This is a genomic window from Silvimonas sp. (assembly GCF_031291215.1).
In the GTDB taxonomy this organism is placed as follows: Bacteria; Pseudomonadota; Gammaproteobacteria; order Burkholderiales; family Chitinibacteraceae; genus Silvimonas; species Silvimonas soli.
In genome coordinates, this window is record NZ_JARLJK010000122.1 from 290,187 (window position 1) to 306,963 (window position 16,777).

The following is a 16,777-nucleotide window of genomic DNA, read 5'->3' on the forward strand; positions in this document are numbered from 1 at the left end:
GATGATTACAGATAATCTCCCGCGCCGGTCCACCCGGCAGGTCCGCATTGGCAACGTCTGGGTGGGTAGTGATCACCCGGTAGTTGTGCAATCCATGACCAATACCGATACCGTTGATCCGCTGGGTACCGCCAACCAGATCTACGACCTGTGGCGTGCAGGCTCGGAGATGGTACGGATCACGGTTAACAGCCCGGAAGCTGCGGCGCAAGTTGCGCGTATTCGCGACATGCTGGCTGCCCGTGACTGCTTTGTGCCCATCGTTGGCGATTTCCACTTCAACGGTGACCGGCTGCTGCGCGACTACCCGGACTGTGCTGAAGCACTGGCTAAGTACCGGATCAATCCGGGTAACGTCGGCAAGGGCTCGAAGAAAGACGAAAAATTTGCGTACATGATCGAAAAAGCGGTCGAGTACGACAAGCCAGTGCGTATTGGCGTGAACTGGGGCTCGCTGGATCAAGCGCTGGCCGTGCGCCTGATGGACGAGAACGCCAAACTGGCCAGGCCGCTTTCTGCTGATGCGGTCATGCGCGAAGCGCTGATCCGCTCGGCGCTGGATTCGGCGGCGCAGGCCGTATCCTGGGGTTTGTCGCCAGACAAAATCATTCTGTCATGCAAAGTTTCGCACGTGCAGGATCTGATCTCGGTCTATCGCAATCTGGCGGGGCGCTGTGATTACCCGCTGCATCTGGGCCTGACTGAGGCCGGTATGGGCTCCAAAGGCATCGTGGCGTCGTCGGCGGCGCTGGCGGTGCTGATGCAAGAAGGTATTGGCGATACCATCCGCATTTCGCTGACGCCTGAGCCGGGTGGCGATCGCACCAAAGAAGTGATCGTGGCGCAAGAGCTGCTGCAAACCATGGGTTTGCGCTCGTTTACACCACTGGTTACTGCCTGCCCCGGCTGCGGCCGTACCACCTCCACCGTGTTTCAGGAACTGGCGCAAGGCATTCAAACCTTTCTGCGTGAGCAAATGCCCATCTGGCGTTTGCAATATCCAGGCGTTGAGGATTTGAAAGTGGCCGTCATGGGCTGTGTGGTGAATGGTCCTGGTGAATCCAAACTGGCAGATATCGGCATCAGCTTGCCAGGTACAGGCGAAGTCCCGGTGTGCCCTGTCTATGTGGATGGCCAGAAAACCGTGACACTGAAGGGCGAGCATGTTGCCAAAGAGTTTCTGGCCATTGTCGAAGATTACGTGCTGACGCGCTACAGCGAGGGTGGGGCCAAGCGCCGCGCCGCTGACGCGATCAACAAAACCATTCCGATCAAGCAAGTCTGATCAATTGCGGCACGGGTACGGATGCTGGCTCAGCGCCGTATCCGTGCCCGTTTTTGTTTTTGGAAAACAATATCCATGAGTAAAACCATCCAGGGCGTGAAAGGTATGAATGATGTGCTGCCGCAGGAAAGTGCTGCGTGGCTGCACTTCGAAGCGGTAAGTCGCGCCTGGCTGGCCGCCTATGGCTACCGCCAGATTCGCACACCGATTGTTGAATCCACACCGCTGTATGTGCGTGGCGTCGGTGAACATACCGATATCGTGGAAAAGGAAATGTACTCGTTCGAGGATAGCTTGAACGGGGAAAAACTGACTTTACGTCCGGAAGGGACCGCGGGTTGCGTACGTGCTTGTATTGAACATGGCTTGCTGTACAACCAGACCCAGCGTCTGTGGTACACCGGCCCGATGTTCCGGCACGAGCGACCGCAGAAAGGGCGCTATCGTCAGTTTCATCAACTGGGGGTAGAAGCGTTCGGTTTTACCGGCCCGGATGTGGACGCCGAATTGATTGTCATGCTGGCCGATCTCTGGGCGCGCCTTGACCTCAAAGGGCTCGAGCTGGAAATCAACACCTTGGGTGAAGTCGCCGAACGCGCTGCCCATCGCGCTGATCTCGTCGCCTACCTGGAGAAATACCAGGACATCCTCGACGAAGACGGCAAGCGCCGCCTCTACACCAATCCATTGCGTGTGCTGGATACCAAGAATCCGGCCTTGCAGGAAATGGCTGAAAACGCGCCCAAGCTGGTCGACTATCTGGGTGAACAATCGCGCCAGCACTTTGAGGGTTTGAAAGCCTTGCTGGACGATGCCGGGATTGCCTACCGGATCAACCCACGGCTGGTCCGGGGCCTGGATTACTACAATCTCACCGTGTTCGAGTGGATCAGCACCGATCTGGGCTCGCAGGGTACTGTGGCTGGCGGTGGTCGTTACGACGGTCTGGTGGAGCAACTTGGTGGCAAGCCATGCACCGGTGTGGGCTTTGGTATGGGTATCGAGCGTATTTTGCTGGCCCTGGAAGCTCAACAGGTGGCGCTGCCCGAGCCGGAGCCCGACGTATATCTGGTGCACGCGGGTGAGCAGGCATCACGCCAGGCTTTTGGTCTGGCCATCAAATTGCGCGCGGAAGGCTTGAATGTGGTGTTGCACGGTGGTGGCGGCAGTTTCAAGTCCCAATTCAAAAAAGCCGACGGTTCCAATGCGCGTTATGCGGTGGTGATCGGGGATGAAGAGGCTGCCAACAACGTTGCCAATCTCAAAACGCTGAAGGGCGAGGGCGCTGGGGAACAGGTCACGCTGCCTTTGGCCGACCTCGCCGCGCGAATTCGGGCATAATCCGTAACCTGACATTGAGTGCTGGCACCGCGAACCGGCACGAATCACCAATCAACATAAAAATGCAGCGCGGGGCTGCAACAGGAAATCAGAATGGCTTTCGATTTGCAGGAACAGGAACAGATTGCCGAACTCAAGGCGGCGTGGGCCGATTGGGGCAAATATCTCGCGGGTGCGGTGGTAGTCGGTTTGCTGGCATATGGCGGCTGGACTGGCTGGAATGCCTACCAGAGCAGTGTTGCAGAAAAAGCCGGTGCCGCTTACGCACAACTGGAAACCGATCTTACCGGTGATACCGCAAAGATTCTGGCTGACGCAGATGTCCTGAAAAAAGATTACGCAACCAGTCCGTATGCACCGCGCGCCGCTTTACTGGCAGCCAAAGCCAGTGCACGTGCTGGCGACTTGAAGTCCGCGCAAACCCAACTGGAGTGGGCTATTGCCCACGCATCCGAGTCCGAAATCCGCGATGCAGCGCGTCTGCGTCTGACTGCGGTACAACTGGACCAGAAGCAATTTGATGCTGCGCTGAAAACACTCGCTGCTCGCGAAAACGATAGCTATACACCGCTGTTTGCAGAAGCTCGCGGCGATGTGCTGGCGGCCAAGGGCGACAACAGCGGTGCGCGTGATGCTTATAAGGACGCGCTGGCCAAGCTGGGTAAAGACGCGCCCAACGTTCGTTTTGTTGAAGTAAAACTCGAAGCTCTCGGAAATTCCTGATATGCCTTTGCAACGTCACTTCCTTCGCGGTTTCTGCGCTAGCGCAATTGCCTTGCTGCTCGCAGCCTGCGCTGCACCCAGCAATGCACCAACTCCATCGCCGCTGCCTGTGGTCAAGAACAGTGTAGGTGTGGCGACTCAATGGCGCGCCACCGCTGGCGACAAGGCTGAATTCCTGCGCTTTCTGCCAGCCAATCTGGGGGACCTGCTGATCGTAGCTGGATCGCCGGATCGTCTGACGGCGCTGAAACTGGCTACAGGTGGTACGCAGTGGCAGGTCAAACTGGAAAGCCCGGTGGCCGGTGGCGTTGGTGCCGGTAATGGCGTGATCGCAGTGGGTACACTCAAAGGCAAGGTTTACGCCTTCAGTGCAGATGGCAAACCTCTGTGGCAAGCTCAGGCATCGAGCGAGATCGTGGCTCCGCCAGCTGTGGGCGATGATGTTGTTTTGGTGCGTACCGGTGATGGCAAAATTTCTGCACTGGCGATCAGCGATGGCGCGGTGAAGTGGCAATACACACGCCAGATTCCGACTCTGACATTACGCAATTTTGCCCCGATCACCATCAGTGACGGCATTGCTTATACCGGCTTGCCGGCGGGTCACATTGTGGCGTTGTCCATGGCCGATGGCCGTACCATGTGGGATAGCGTGGTTTCGCAGCCCAAAGGTGCTACCGAAGTTGAGCGGGTCGCTGACGTTGTTTCGCCGCCGCTGGTGAATGGTGGTTCGGTTTGTGCGGTGTCCTATCAAGGGCGCGTAAGCTGCTTTGACCGCAGAACCGGCGCGGTAGTCTGGTCACGTGAAGCGTCCAGCTTCTCCGGCATTGCCGCAGACGGCAACAAACTGTTCCTGACCGATGATCAGGGCCATGTACGCGCTTACGAACGGGAAACCGGCCGTAGCGTATGGGATCAAGACAAACTGGCTGCGCGCATTGTTGGCGCACCGGCAATTTTAGGCGGCAATGTGGCCGTAGCTGATTATCAAGGCTATATCCATCTGCTGAACGAAGACGACGGCAGCTTTGTCGCACAATTGGCAACGGATGGCAGTCGTATCGCCGCCGCGCCGCAAACCTTCTCCGACCATCTGATCGTACAGTCGCAAAACGGCGGCGTATTTTCGGTTGGCATAAAGTAAACGAATGAAGCCAACGATTGCCCTGGTGGGGCGCCCGAATGTGGGCAAATCCACTCTGTTTAACCGGTTGACCAAAACGCGTGATGCGCTGGTCGCCGATTTCCCCGGTCTGACCCGTGACCGCCATTATGGCCACGGCAAGGTCGGTGATCGCCCGTATTTTGTTGTAGACACCGGCGGTTTTGAACCGGTGGTTGACGATGGCATTTTGCATGAAATGGCCCGGCAGACTTTGCAGGCTGTCGATGAATCCGATGCAGTCATCTTCATTGTGGATGGCCGCTCCGGCATTACGCCACAAGATAAAATCATCGCGCAGCGCTTGCGCCAAAGCGGACGTCCGATCTGGGTTGCGGTGAACAAGGTCGAGGGCATGACCCGTGGCGTGGTCACAGCCGACTTTTTTGAATTGGGTCTGGGTGATCCAATTGCCATCTCTGCCGCACACGGCGAAGGTGTACGCGAACTGATCAGCGATACGCTCGAACGGTTCCCTATCGATGAAGAAACGGCGGAGTCGGATCACCCGAAATTCGCCGTCATCGGCCGACCAAACGTGGGCAAATCCACGCTGGTCAATGCGGTATTGGGCGAAGAGCGCGTTATTGCGTTCGACCAGCCTGGCACCACGCGCGATTCGGTCTACATCGATTTTGAGCGTAATGATCACCATTACACCATTATCGACACCGCCGGGATGCGCCGTCGCGGCAAGATTGACGACACCATCGAGAAGTTCTCGGTCGTCAAAACCATGCAGGCCGTCTCAGACGCCAACGTAGCCGTGCTGGTGCTGGATGCCACGCAAGAAGTCTCCGACCAGGATGCCCGTCTGGCCAGTTTTGTGCTGGAAACCGGCCGTGCCTTGGTCGTGGCCATCAACAAATGGGAAGCGGCAGATACCGAACAGCGTGAGCGGATCAAGCGCGAAGTGGATCGCAAGCTCGCTTTCCTTGAGTTTGCCAAATTCCACTACATTTCGGCGCTGAATGGCCAAGGCGTGGGCGATTTGTTCAAGTCGATTGATCAGGCGTATCACGCGGCCATGATCAAAATTCCAACGCCCAAACTCACGCGTGCATTGCAGATTATGGTGGAGCGTCAGCAACCGCCGCTGTCTGGCAAAATTCGTCCCAAACTGCGCTATGCCCACCAAGGTGGTACAAACCCGCCGGTGGTGATTATCCATGGCAACGCGCTGGAGCAAGTGCCCGCTGTGTATTGGCGTTATCTGGAACGCAGCTTCATGAATACGTTCAAGCTGCAAGGTACGCCGTTACGGGTGCAGTTCAAGATGGGTGCTAATCCATTCCAGGAAAAGCAGGAGGAGCCGAAAAAACTCAGCCTGCTGGAACGGCGGAAAAAAATGCTGGCAACCAAGAAGCTGGATAATCGCAAAATGCAAGAAGCGAAGAAACAGAAGCGCTAGACACTGGCGGTGCCATTTGGCAAGGCTGCGCAAGGGTAACTTGCCTATTGGCAGCTAACTGCTTTTGTACTATAAGCGTAAGACAGGTTGTAAAAAGCAAAGCAAATGAGAAGATTTGCGAATCACCACCAACAATAACGCATCGGAGAAATAACAAATGAGTACCAAGGGGCAAATGCTACAAGACCCGTTTCTGAACATCCTGCGTAAAGAACATGTGCCGGTTTACATCTATCTGGTGAATGGCATCAAGCTGCAAGGCCAGATCGAATCGTTCGATCAGTACGTTGTCCTGTTGCGCAACAACGTAACCCAAATGGTGTACAAGCACGCCATTTCGACCGTGGTGCCATCGCGTCCGGTCAATATCCCGCACGAGCATCCGCAGAACGCTACCGTGGCCGCTGCCACCCCGGAAGCCTGATCCCGGGTCGCTGCTGCAGATTAAAGCCCCGGTGGTTCCTGGCCCCGGGGTTTTTTTCTGGCCGGATGTCACCATATTGAGAAATAGCCGCGTCGCTTACTCGTGTAAGGTAAGGGCGTAATTTCGTTCCATGTTATTTCAGCAAATCTAGAAGCCATATGTTTGAACGCCACAAGGGCGGAGACCGCGCTGTCTTGGTCTGCCTCGATTTTAACGATGCAGATTACCGGGATGGGCAAGAAGAATTTGTGCAATTGGTGACATCGGCTGGCGTTACGCCGGTAGCCATGATCGAGGGCAGTCGTCGTCGACCCGATCCGGCTTTTTTTGCCGGAACCGGCAAGGTTGAGGAAATCGCCGAAGCGGTGCGCGCCAACGAGGCTGAGCTGGTGATTTTTAATCATCAGCTATCGCCAGCGCAGGAGCGCAACCTGGAACGGGCAATGCAATGCCGCGTGGTTGATCGCACAACCCTGATTCTGGATATTTTCGCGCAACGTGCTCGTACCGCAGAAGGCAAGTTGCAGGTTGAACTGGCCCAGCTGTCGCATATGTCCACGCGCCTTGTGCGCGGCTGGACTCACCTTGAGCGCCAAAAGGGCGGGGTAGGTTTGCGTGGTCCGGGCGAAACCCAGCTGGAAACCGACCGTCGTTTGCTAGGGCTTCGGGTCAAGCGGCTGAAATCCCAACTGGAGACGGTACAGCGCCAGCGCGTTACCCAGCGCAAAGCGCGCGAGCGACGCAACGAGTTCTCGGTGTCGATTGTCGGGTATACCAACGCGGGCAAGTCAACGCTATTCAATGCGCTGACCAAGGCCAATATTTATGTGGCAAATCAGTTGTTTGCCACACTGGATACGACTTCGCGCAAGCTGTTTCTGGACCATGAGCACTCGGTAGTCATCTCGGATACCGTGGGTTTTATCCGGCAATTGCCCCATACGCTGGTGGCGGCTTTCCGGGCAACTCTGGAAGAAACCATCCAGGCGGACCTGCTATTGCATGTCGTTGACGTGAATCATCCGCTGCGCGATATGCAGGTTGCCGAAGTCAATAAAGTTTTAAATGAAGTTGGTGCGGAACGCATCCCGCAAATGATGGTCTGGAACAAGATCGATCTGAAAGGGCTTGAGCCAGCAATCGAGCATGACGAGTATGATAAAATCTGTGCGGTTCGTGTAAGCGCCGCGCAGGGGGAAGGGCTCGATTTGCTGCGGGGCGCGCTGGTCGATGCAATGAGTCAACCCATCGAGGAACAATAAGATCCCATGAGTCAAAACGATCCGCAGTGGGGTGGTGGCCGCAAAGATGGCCCACCCGATCTGGACGAAATCATCCGCAATTTCACTAACAAGCTGTCCCGTTTTTTTGGGGGCGGCAACCGACCTCCTTCTTCGGGGTCGGGACGCGGTATTCCTGGCGGCAGTACCGGCATTTTTGCGATTATCGGCGTCGTCATCGTGCTGTGGCTCGCGTCCGGCTTTTATGTCGTTGATGAACGCGAAAACGCGCTGATTCTGCGATTTGGCCGTTATGTCGAGACCGTCAACAAGTCGGGTCTGAAGTGGCACTATCCGTGGCCGATTGAAACCCGCGAAATCATCAATGTCACTGAAATCCGCAGTCTGGAAGTGGGCGGGCGCACTGACGGTGGCGGCGATGAGTCGATCATGCTCACCGGCGACCAGAACATCATTCAGGTGCAACTGGAAGTTCAGTACACGCTCAAATCTGCTCAAGACTTTGCTTTTGACAACCGTTTTGTTGACCGTGACGGTAAAGACATGGTCAAGCAAGCGGCGGAAACGGCAATTCGTGAAGTGATCGGTCAGAACAAGGTCGATTACGTGCTAAACGAAGGTCGCGGCAAGATTGCCGAAGACACTCGCGAGCTGATCCAGAATCTGCTGGATCGTTACGGCACTGGTATCGCTGTGGCCCGCGTCAATATTTCTGACGTCCAGCCGCCTGAACAAGTGCAGGCCGCTTTTGCCGATGCCGTGAAGGCGCGGCAAGATCGGGCTCGCTTGATCAACGAAGGTACAGCGTACGCCAACGACGTGATTCCGAAGGCCAGCGGTACTGCCGCACGCTTGATGGAAGAAGCCCAAGGTTACAAGCAACGCGTGGTTTCGCAGGCTGATGGTGACGCATCGCGCTTCAAGCAAGTCGCGACCGAATATGCCAAGGCCCCGCAAGTGACGCGTGAGCGGATGTATCTGGACACCATGCAGCAGATGTTCCAGAACACCACCAAAATCCTTGTGGATCAGAAAGGCAGCGGCAACTTGTTATATCTGCCGCTAGATAAACTGATCCAATCGACCAACCCCGGCCCGACTGTAGATGCAGCGAAGGCAGCGACCGCTGCTGACAATACTGCAGATGCAACGCCGGCAACGGCGGCAGCCACGCCCGCGGCATCAGACCGCGGCGTTCGTGACGGACGTTAACAGGGGGTGGCCATGAATAGAATCATTCCGACCATAGCGGTCATTCTTGTAGTTATTTTTGTATTGAGTCTTTCGCTGTTTACGGTGGATCAACGTCAGTACGCCGTCGTGTTCCAGTTCTCCGAATTCAAGCGAGTGCTGAAAGAGCCAGGTATTTTCTTCAAAGTGCCGCTGTTGCAAGACGTACGTTATTTTGACCGCCGTATTCAAAGTATCGATGAAGCTGAACCTGCCCGGATTCAGACCATCGAGAAAATGAACGTGAAGGTTGATAGCTACATCAAGTGGCAGATCGTTGATGTCGAGCGCTACTACCGTGCGGTTGGCCTGGACGAAAGCAAGGCGCGTGATCGTCTGCGCAATACAGTCAATAACATGCTGCGCGATGAGTTTGGTAAACGCACCGTGGCAGATGTGATTTCCGGTCAGCGCGATGCGGTAATGGCCAAGGTGCAGCAAGTGGCTGATGCCGATGCCGCGCGGATTGGTGTGCGCGTGGTCGACGTGCGGATCAAGCGGGTGGAGCTGGAGGACAGCACGCTGAACTCGGTCTACGAGCGCATGCAATCTGAACGTAAAGCCGTGGCTAACCAGCTACGTGCGGAAGGTTCTGCTGCAGCCGAGCAGATCAAGGCCGATGCGGATCGTCAGCGCGAAGTTTTGCTGGCCGATGCCTATAGCCAGGCACAAACCTTGAAGGGTGAGGGTGATGCCAAGGCAGCCGCCATTTATGGCGATGCTTATGGCAAGAACCCCGAGTTCTACTCGTTCTATCGCAGCCTTGAAGCCTACAAACAAAGCTTCTCCAAAAAGTCTGACATGATGGTGGTAGACCCAAGCTCCGAGTTCTTCAAATACATGAAGAGCCCCGGTGCGGCTGGCAAGCCAGGTAAATAACGGATGATTGCCGCAGCTTAGGTGGGCGATTTTGCCCTGTCGAGGCTGCGGTATTTCTCCGCAGATTTGCCGCTCGGCACGCTCGCGGTGGTAGTTCTCGCCCGCGAACCACTGCATTCATGAGATAATGCTTTCTTTGAAGATCACAGCCCCGGTGCGTTCTGCGCGCCAGGGCTTTGGTTTGTCTGGATTTTCCGCAACCCGTTGCGGGCTTCCAAAATCTGCTTTGGTTTGAACAATGCGCAACTGGATTTTGCCGGAATACATTTCCGACGTGCTGCCCCGCGAGGCTCGCCAGATTGAGGCGATGCGTCGGGGTTTGCTCGATCTTTTCTCCCGCTACGGTTATGAACTCGTCATGCCGCCGCTGGTTGAATATGTCGAGTCGCTGTTTTTGCAGGATGACCCGGCGCTCAACCTGAAAACCTTCAAGCTGGTAGACGAACTGACCGGTCGCCAGATGGGTTTGCGGGCGGATATCACGCCGCAAGTGGCGCGTATTGATGCGCATATCCTCAACCGCCAAGGCGTAACGCGGCTGTGCTATTCCGGGTCGGTGGTTAATACTCGACCGGACGGCATTTTGTCCACGCGTGAACCGCGCCAAATTGGCGCTGAAATTTATGGCTGCGCTGATGTCGCCGCTGACGTTGAAGTCATCGAACTGATGTTCGAAAGCCTGGCGCTGGCTGGTTTGAAAGACATGCGTCTGGATATTGGTCACATTGGTTTGTTCCATGCGATGGCCGATGCCGCCGGCTTGAAAGGTGATTTGCGCGATCAGACTTTCAGCGCGCTGCAGCAGAAAGATTTGCCAACTCTGCGTGAAGTATCCGCAGGGCTGGATCCGGCGATTGCCAAGGGTTTGCAAGCGCTGCCTTCGCTGTATGGTGGTTACGATGTACTGGCCCGTGCTCGCGCCGCATTGCCGAATATCGCAGGCGTTGCCGAGGCGCTGGCCGCACTGGAACAACTGTCCAGCGCGCTGGCCGTTCGCAAGATTCCGGTGCGCTTTGATCTGGCCGAAGTGCGCAGCAGCGACTACCACACCGGTCTGGTATTTGCGGCTTATGCCGAAGGCTTTGCCAACGCGGTTGCACGCGGTGGCCGTTATGATCGGGTCGGTGAGAAATTTGGTCGTTCACGTCCGGCTACCGGTTTCAGCCTGGATATGCGCGAACTGAGCCGTTTGCCATTCCCCGAAGTCAAAGCGGCCATCCTCGCGCCAGCCGGTGACGATGCCACTCTGATTGCTACCGTGCGCCAGTTACGTGCGGCGGGTGAGACAGTAATTATTGATTTGGGCGTCAAGCCGGAAGAGGCGGCGGTCAATCGTCGTCTGGTTCTTAAAAACGGGCAGTGGCAGGTTGATCCGCTTGTCTGATGCGCGGGCTTTTCGCCGTACAGTCTGCTAAAAGGTGGGCTGCTTCGAGTTGTACGTATAAACGATTGTTTTATCTGGTTAAATCGAGGTTCTGAATGAGCAGAAACGTAGTCGTGGTTGGTACCCAATGGGGTGACGAAGGCAAGGGCAAGATCGTCGATTGGCTGACCGATCATGCACAAGGCGTTGTCCGTTTCCAGGGCGGTCACAATGCTGGCCACACGCTGGTTGTGGGCGGCAAGAAAACCGTCTTGCGTTTGATTCCGTCCGGCATCCTGCATGCGAACAAAGCATGTTTCATTGGCAATGGCGTGGTTCTTTCGCCTGAAGCGCTGCTCAAGGAAATCGATGAGCTGAGCGCTGCCGGTATCGATGTCGCCAGCCGCTTGCGCATTTCTGAAGCGTGCCCGCTGATCCTGCCGTACCACATTGCGCTGGACCAGGCTCGCGAATCGGCTGCCGGTGAGGCCAAGATCGGTACTACCGGCCGCGGTATCGGCCCGGCTTATGAAGACAAAGTGGCACGTCGTGCGATTCGCTTGCAAGACCTGTTCCACGAAGAGCGCTTTGCGGCCAAGCTCAAGGAAAACCTTGAGTACTACAACTTCCTGCTGACCCAATACTTCAAGGCTCCGGCGCTGGACTTCCAGCAAGTCTATGACCAGACCCTGAGCTTTGCTGCCCGCATCAAGCCAATGATGGCCGATGTCTCACGCACCCTGTACGACCTGAACAAGGAAGGCAAAGCCATTCTGTTTGAGGGCGCACAAGGTACGCTGCTGGACGTCGACCACGGTACTTATCCGTTTGTGACGTCGTCCAACTGTGTGGCGGGTGCTGCGGCTCCTGGCGCCGGTGTGGCACCGCAAATGCTGCAATACGTGCTGGGCATCGTAAAGGCATATACCACTCGCGTGGGTTCCGGCCCGTTCCCGACTGAACTGTTTGACGAAGTCGGCGCTGGCCTGGCCAAGCGCGGCAACGAGTTTGGTTCGGTTACTGGCCGTCCGCGTCGTTGTGGCTGGTTCGACGCGGCTGCACTCAAGCGCTCGATCCAGATCAACGGTGTTTCCGGTCTGTGTGTGACCAAACTGGACGTGATGGATGGCATTGAAACCATCAACCTGTGCGTCGGTTACAAAGTCGATGGCAAGGTTGTGGATATCTTGCCGGTAGGTGCTGAAGAAATCGCCCGCTGCGAGCCGGTTTACGAAGAAATGCCGGGCTGGAAAGAATCCACCTTTGGTATCAAACGTCTGGAAGATCTGCCAGCTAACGCCCGTGCTTACCTCAAGCGCGTGGAAGAAGTTTGCGAAGCCCCGGTTGACATGATTTCGACCGGTCCGGATCGCGAAGAAACCATCGTGTTGCGTCACCCGTTCGGTCACTAAGCCGAAGCTTGGCGTATTCAACAAAAAGCCCCGCTCTATGCGGGGCTTTTTGTTTCTGGCTGCAAGAGGGGCGGGTCAGGTTTTGAGTTGTTCCAGCACGTCCTCGCAGTGTGAGTGGGCCGACTGGAAATCCAGCGTATCGATGGCTTGACCAATTTTTTCGCTGTGTTCTGGATAGACCGCGCTCAAGCCACTTTTTATCCGCTCGAACACCTGCATGGCCTGCATATTGGCAGTCGCCAGCAACCTGGACAGATTTTCCAGTTCGGCGGCCAACTGTGGGTTGGACGGCGGCGGTGCGGCTGGCGGTGTATTGGCTGCCTGCAAAATATCAGCCAGTGCTTTGACATCAGTGCAGGTTTGCTCCAGTGCTGCCTGGATGGATACCAGCAAGTCGCTCAGTTTGCTGCTGTTTTGGCCTTCGCGCATGGCTATTTCAGCATGCCGTACCTGCAGTGCCAGATCGGTTGCGCCGACGGTGCCCGCGGTGCCTTTGAGCGTATGCAGCAACCGCGCCAGCGTGTCCTCCGGATCACCAACTTGCCATTGTTTGAGTTGTTCGGCGGTCTGGGTACTGGCACCCAGAAAGCTGCCTAGCGCCCATTCGAACAGTGGCAAATCTCCACCCAAGCGCGCCACTGCCACCGAGATGTCCAGCCCGCGCTCGCCAGCCAGTTTGAGTGCGGCCTGGGGTATGACGCCGCTGGTTTTTTGCAGGGCAGGTGGCGTTGGCAACAGCGGGGCGCCCACCCTGGTGAATTGCTTGATCACTGCAACCAGTTGATTCAGATCGAACGGCTTGCCGATATGCTCATCCATGCCTGCATCCAGGCACGCAATGCGATCACTGGCCATGGCGTTGGCGGTCATGGCAATGATGGGAAGGGTGCGCAGCCCCAGCTTGTGGCGGATTTCGCGGGTTGCGGCGTAGCCATCCATGTCCGGCATCTGGATATCCATCAACACTGCGTCATATTGCGGATTGGCGGCCTGTACTGCTGCAACACCCTCAATGCCACCGCCCGCCACATCCACCAGTGCACCTTCGTTGCGTAACAGTTCACGTGCTACTTGCTGGTTGGTCGGGTTATCTTCAACCAGTAGCAGACGCAGCCCGGTTAACCGTTGCATCCGGGGTTGGGTGGCAGGAGCCGCGGCGAACTGCAGGTTCTGGTTGGCACGGGCATCAGCTACCGCATCAAACAGGGTGGACGTTGTGATTGGCTTGACCAGAAAGCCATCCAGCAAGGCTTGCTCGCTGGCCAGGCGCTGCGCCAGCATTTCGCGCCTGTATGCGGTCACCATGACGATTAATGGTGAAGTATTGGCGGGCGAAATCTGGCGGATATGTTCGGCTGTCTGCCAGCCGTCCATTTCCGGCATGGCCCAGTCTACAAAGATGACGTCATACACCCGGCCACGTTGAATGCTTTGTTCCAGCAATGACAAAGCCGCAGCGCCTGATTCGGCCAGATCGGCATGCCATCCTAGCGAGTCCAGCATGCGCGAGATCACTCCGCGGGCGCTGGCGTTGTCATCGACTACCAGTGCCCGTACGCCGCGCAGGTTGGCCAGCGCCGAAGTCGAAGGCGTGATGGCTTCCTGGACAGCAGCTTGCAGCGTCACTTCAAAATGGAATGTACTGCCTTTGCCGAGCTGACTTTCAACCTTAAGCTGCCCACCCATCAAGTGCACCAGACGCTGGCTGATGGCCAGCCCCAAACCCGTGCCGCCAAACCGGCGAGTGGTGGACACTTCAGCCTGTGAGAAACCGTCAAAGACGGCTGCGAGTTGTTCCGGATTGATGCCAATGCCGGTATCGCGGACCGAAAAAAAGATAGTGAGCAGGTCGTTGCTGCGTCGTTTCAGCCGCACCGAAAGGACCACCTCGCCATGCTCGGTGAACTTGATCGCATTGCCGGCAAGATTGATCAGCACCTGTTGCAGACGTAAAGCATCGCCCACAACCATTTCAGGCACTGCCGCGTCGATATCGAACAGGATTTCGAGGTCCTTCTGCCCGGCGCTGGCGGACAAGATCACCCCGATATCACGCAGGAGTTTGTCCAGCATGAACGGATGCGGGTCCAGTTCGAGCTTGCCGGCCTCAACCTTGGAAAAATCCAGAATATCGTTGAGCAAACCAAGTAATGCTTTGGCGGCAGATTCGGCTTTTTCGGTGTAATCGTACTGGCGATTGCTTAGCTCGGTTTGCTGCAGCAATTGCAACATGCCGAGGATGGCATTCATGGGCGTACGGATTTCGTGACTCATATTGGCCAGAAAGTCCGACTTAGCCCGAGTGGCTGACTCCGCGCTTTCCTTGGCCTGGCGCAAGATCGTTTCGTCATGCTTGTGAGTCGTCAGGTCTACGGCCATTCCGAGGTAACCAAAGATATTCCCGTCCTCGTCGCGCAAACTGCTGGTAGTCAGCAAAACCGGGACGCGTTTGCCGTCCTTGCTGATGTAGGTCCACTCGTTGGAGTCGGTTTTACCCTGCTGGATTTTGGCGGTAAAAACCTCAAAACCGGGTTCGACCACTCGGCCAAGCTCAATACTTAATACCGCAGCGCGTGCCGCCACTTCAGCCGGATCGTGAAACAGCGCGGGCGTTTCCAGCCCGATCATCTCGCCCGCCTCGTAACCCAGCAGGCGCTCGGCTGCCGGGTTGAACAGTTTGATCATGCCGTCCCTGTCGGTGGCAATGATTGAATAACCGGCGCTATCCAGAATGGCCTGTTGCAGTGCAGAGAAAGCCTGGATCTGCATGGTCCGTTCTTCAACCTGCTGCTCCAGCGTGGCGTTGAGCTGCATGATTTGCGCTTCTGTCGCCTTCTGAGCGCTGATATCCCTAACGGTTTTGGCAGCGCCTTCAATCTGGCCATGCGCGCCACGGATAGGCGAGACGGTCACTGATACTGGCAATGTGCTGCCATCTTTGCGCTGGCGGATGGTTTCAAAGTGCGGCACGGATTCGCCTCGCCCGACCCGATCCAGAATGTCAGTTTCTTCCTGGGCGCGATCATCCGGTACCACCAGTTCCCGAATGGTGTGGCCAATGGCTTCCTGGGCGGAATACCCGAACATGGCCTGAGCGGCAGAGTTCCAGCTGGTGACTACGCCTTGCAGTGTTTTGCCAATAATAGCGTCGTTGGAGCCTTCGACAATGGCGGCCAGTCTGGACTGGGCCTCAGAAGCTCTGAGCCGGCGGCTCACGTTGAGCAGGTAAAAATAGATCAAACCGGCCAGCAACAGCGCGCAAGCCATGACCATCAATGCGGGTTCCAGCGGCGATAACAAATTGAGATTGCGGATAAACCGTGGCGTTGCCTTGATCTGCACATGCCAAAGCTGCCCATAGCGCTGAATATCGGCTTTATAGGTCAGGTCACCCAGCGCAGGCAGATCGCTTTGGGGTGAAGCAAAAAACTGAACTGTCTGCCCCGTTGAATCCTGGCCGGATAAAGTCACCGATAACTCACCGTCACGGTAATCCAGCCGTTTCATCACCTCATCAACCACCAGTGGTGTGTATACCCAGCCGATGGTTGCGGCCTCCCGTTCGGCTATCGTCGCGGGTGTGGTGCCCGAACGATAGACCGGCAAGACCATCAGGAATCCGCGGTTGGGCAGGCCGGTGGGCAGGGTCAGGGTAACCGGGCCGCTAAGCGTGGCCTTGCCGCTTTTTGTTGCAGCGAGTAGCGCTTGCTGACGAGAAGGCTCGGAAGCCAGATCCAGACCAATGACCGGATTCTTGTCATTTTCGGGTACAAAATACTGCACGAGGTATTTTTCCCCGGAATGGGGTACGAACTGGCGGATACGAAAGTCCGGATGGTCCTGATTGCGTTCGCTGGCAATAAAGGCCGCTTCTTCCTCTGGTTTTACCCGCCGGATAAAGCCGTAGCCACGAGCTCCGGGGTATTCCGAACCAATATCCAGCGATTCGCCGTATTCTTTAAAGCGGTCTCGCGTGATATTGGCACCGCCCGCGCCAATTATGGTGCCGCGTGCGCCGCGCAAGCCGTATTCGTAGATATGCATTTGCAGATTGATTTGATCAACTGCACGCCCCGAGCGTGAGAGAAACCGGCGCTCTGCCGTTTTCTCATTGTCAATCTGCTGGCGGTGAGCCAGGACCGTCGAGAACACCAGGCCAATCAGGACGATGGCCAGCGGCAACCATTTGGGGTTGTTGGTTTGCAAGCGAGAGATCTCCCGGTAACGCGCTACGCTAGCACGATGATGCGTGCGCTGTCTGCTGCCAACAATTGCATTCACAATGAAGACAGCTTGGCGAAAAATA

The 16,777-nt window shown here is 56.4% G+C and carries 12 protein-coding genes; 11 read left to right on the forward strand and 1 reads right to left on the reverse strand.

Annotated features, from left to right (window positions below; genetic code table 11):
- Window position 1 precedes the first annotated feature (1 nt).
- The 11 genes from ispG (at window position 2) to P4L78_RS14130 (ending at window position 12,471) form a co-directional block, all read left to right on the forward strand.
- Entirely contained in the window at window positions 2–1,285 is a 1,284-nt protein-coding gene (ispG, locus tag P4L78_RS14080) for a flavodoxin-dependent (E)-4-hydroxy-3-methylbut-2-enyl-diphosphate synthase (RefSeq protein ID WP_309328647.1), read from the forward strand.
- 75 nt (window positions 1,286–1,360) lie between these two features.
- Entirely contained in the window at window positions 1,361–2,626 is a 1,266-nt protein-coding gene (gene hisS, locus P4L78_RS14085; protein ID WP_309328549.1) for a histidine--tRNA ligase, read from the forward strand.
- Window positions 2,627–2,719: 93 nt separating this feature from the next.
- The gene (locus P4L78_RS14090) at window positions 2,720–3,349 is read left to right on the forward strand and encodes a tetratricopeptide repeat protein (RefSeq protein ID WP_309328550.1); all 630 of its coding nucleotides are present in this window, start codon (window positions 2,720–2,722) and stop codon (window positions 3,347–3,349) included.
- A 1-nt stretch (window position 3,350) separates the two neighbouring features.
- Window positions 3,351–4,493 (forward strand): outer membrane protein assembly factor BamB, encoded by a 1,143-nt coding sequence (gene bamB / locus P4L78_RS14095; RefSeq protein WP_309328551.1) that lies wholly within the window; start codon window positions 3,351–3,353, stop codon window positions 4,491–4,493.
- Window positions 4,494–4,497: 4 nt separating this feature from the next.
- On the forward strand, window positions 4,498–5,922 hold the full coding sequence (gene der / locus P4L78_RS14100; protein WP_283149682.1) for a ribosome biogenesis GTPase Der: 1,425 nt from the start codon (window positions 4,498–4,500) through the stop codon (window positions 5,920–5,922).
- A 157-nt stretch (window positions 5,923–6,079) separates the two neighbouring features.
- Window positions 6,080–6,346, forward strand: a complete 267-nt coding sequence (gene hfq, locus P4L78_RS14105; RefSeq protein ID WP_283149681.1) for an RNA chaperone Hfq — start codon at window positions 6,080–6,082, stop codon at window positions 6,344–6,346.
- Between the two features lie 158 nt (window positions 6,347–6,504).
- Entirely contained in the window at window positions 6,505–7,608 is a 1,104-nt protein-coding gene (hflX, locus tag P4L78_RS14110) for a GTPase HflX (RefSeq protein ID WP_283149680.1), read from the forward strand.
- A 6-nt stretch (window positions 7,609–7,614) separates the two neighbouring features.
- Window positions 7,615–8,799, forward strand: a complete 1,185-nt coding sequence (gene hflK / locus P4L78_RS14115) for an FtsH protease activity modulator HflK (RefSeq protein WP_283149679.1) — start codon at window positions 7,615–7,617, stop codon at window positions 8,797–8,799.
- Window positions 8,800–8,811: 12 nt separating this feature from the next.
- Window positions 8,812–9,696 carry a protease modulator HflC gene (gene hflC / locus P4L78_RS14120; protein ID WP_283149678.1) on the forward strand — a complete coding sequence of 295 codons (885 nt, stop codon included), beginning with the start codon at window positions 8,812–8,814 and terminating at the stop codon, window positions 9,694–9,696.
- 238 nt (window positions 9,697–9,934) lie between these two features.
- Window positions 9,935–11,080, forward strand: coding sequence for an ATP phosphoribosyltransferase regulatory subunit (locus tag P4L78_RS14125; protein ID WP_283149677.1), 1,146 nt, complete (start codon window positions 9,935–9,937; stop codon window positions 11,078–11,080).
- Window positions 11,081–11,175: 95 nt separating this feature from the next.
- Window positions 11,176–12,471, forward strand: coding sequence for an adenylosuccinate synthase (locus P4L78_RS14130; RefSeq protein ID WP_283149676.1), 1,296 nt, complete (start codon window positions 11,176–11,178; stop codon window positions 12,469–12,471).
- Window positions 12,472–12,546: 75 nt separating this feature from the next.
- On the opposite strand, the gene P4L78_RS14135 is transcribed toward P4L78_RS14130, so the two are convergent.
- Window positions 12,547–16,677, reverse strand: a complete 4,131-nt coding sequence (locus P4L78_RS14135) for a CHASE domain-containing protein (RefSeq protein WP_309328552.1) — start codon at window positions 16,675–16,677, stop codon at window positions 12,547–12,549.
- Window positions 16,678–16,777: the final 100 nt, after the last annotated feature.